The organism is Parasedimentitalea denitrificans, from assembly GCF_011813015.1.
GTDB classification, from domain to species: Bacteria; Pseudomonadota; Alphaproteobacteria; order Rhodobacterales; family Rhodobacteraceae; genus Parasedimentitalea; species Parasedimentitalea denitrificans.
Map to the genome: position 1 here is coordinate 2,774 of NZ_QHLQ01000052.1, position 1,609 is coordinate 4,382.

The following is a 1,609-nucleotide window of genomic DNA, read 5'->3' on the forward strand; positions in this document are numbered from 1 at the left end:
ATTTCATAACCTCCTAACAATCGCTTAGTTTGAGTGTAGCTAAACTACGCATTGAATGCAACAAAAATCATACAAAACCCAAGAACTCGCCCAAAAACTCGCCGAAAACTCGCCGAAAACTCGCCGACGCAAACCCTTGCCCCGCCTGGCTTCGTGCGGCTTTTTCGCTGAAATTGGCACTCGGCACTTAAAGGGGGGGTCGTAGTAGTCCCCCCTTTTTTCCGCTCCCACCCAAAAACCAAGACCTAAAAACCCAAAAATAAAACCCAAAACAAAAAGATGAAAAACACCTTTACAGGCATTTTTCATCTTTCCATTTCCCGATTCTGTTCAAGACGTCGCTCACGCTTGTGTAACCGCTCAAATTCGCTTCCAGGAGTTTTCTCCTTTACTTTATCTACTAAATCTTTAAAAGCGCTTCTGAAGGCGCTCAGACCTCTTATACGCTCTTCTAAAAAATCTTTGGCACTTTTATATACAAAACCGATTTCTCGCTTCAAATCGCTCACACGGGCTTTTAACGATTTATTTTCTTGAACCAACTCGTTATGATCCTCCACCATTCCATTGAATCGGTGAACAAGATCATTGTGTTTTCCTCTCAGCACTTCATAATTTTCACGTAACTCCCTATTTTCTTTAGCCATATCAGTATTCAGTACCTGTTTTAAATGGATTTTCAACTTTTCATTATCCTGTGCAGCAGCGACCAATTTTTTATAATCAGTTCGCGAAATAATGACATTTTCAGTTGGTTTTTTTACCGTTTTTGTTTTTTCCTTGCCAAATAAATTTTTTTCACCAGTTGGCACTTCAACATTTTTCGTTTGCCGCTTCGCTGGCACGGTTAAATCAGATTCCACTTTCCCGATGAATGCAGTCAATTCATCTTTTTTGGTTACAATATTTTTTTCTAGAAAATCAATTTCTTTTTCCAATGTCTGCTTTTTATATTTGGTGGTTTCGATATGTTGACGGTCAGAACCTTTTTCCCCACGTTCCAAATCAAAACCAAGTTTCTGCATATGCTCTGGAAATTTATCCTGCATCCAAAGTAATTCAGCACGATTAAAAACGTTTTTCCCTTGAAGTTTGCCGTCACGCATTGGTACAACTCCGATATGTAAATGGGGCGTTTTTTCGTCATTATGAACAGTCGCATAAGCAATATTTTGCTCACCATATCGCTCTGAAAATAATTTAAAACTTTCTTCAAAAAATCGTTTTTGCTCAACTGGATCTAGTCGCTCAAAAAAATCTCGGTCCGACGTTACGAGCAACTCATTTACCAGTACCGCATCTTTTCGAGTTTTTCTCGACCCTGTTTTTTGCGATTCAATAATCTCTTTTACTCGCTCGTTATAATCAATATTTTCATCGTTTACAAAATCATAATTTTTATGTGAACGCTCTTTATCAATATCGGAATTCGTTTTACTTTCACGTTCTCTTTGATTGTGAAATTGGATTCCTTTTAAGTCATGTGATTTCATTTTTTGCATCCTGCAGATAGCAAAACTCATCTATATCAGCCCCAATTTTTCGGGTACAAAGGTGTACCTGTTTTCGGTCAACTTCCATGTAAAGTATAACACACTATACTTTACAT

The 1,609-nt window shown here is 38.0% G+C and carries 1 protein-coding gene; it reads right to left on the bottom strand.

All coding sequences use genetic code 11. The features are described from left to right. Positions 1 to 305 precede the first annotated feature (305 nt). Positions 306 to 1,523 (bottom strand): MobV family relaxase, encoded by a 1,218-nt coding sequence (mobV, locus tag DL239_RS21160; protein WP_061092469.1) that lies wholly within the window; start codon positions 1,521 to 1,523, stop codon positions 306 to 308. Positions 1,524 to 1,609 lie beyond the last annotated feature (86 nt).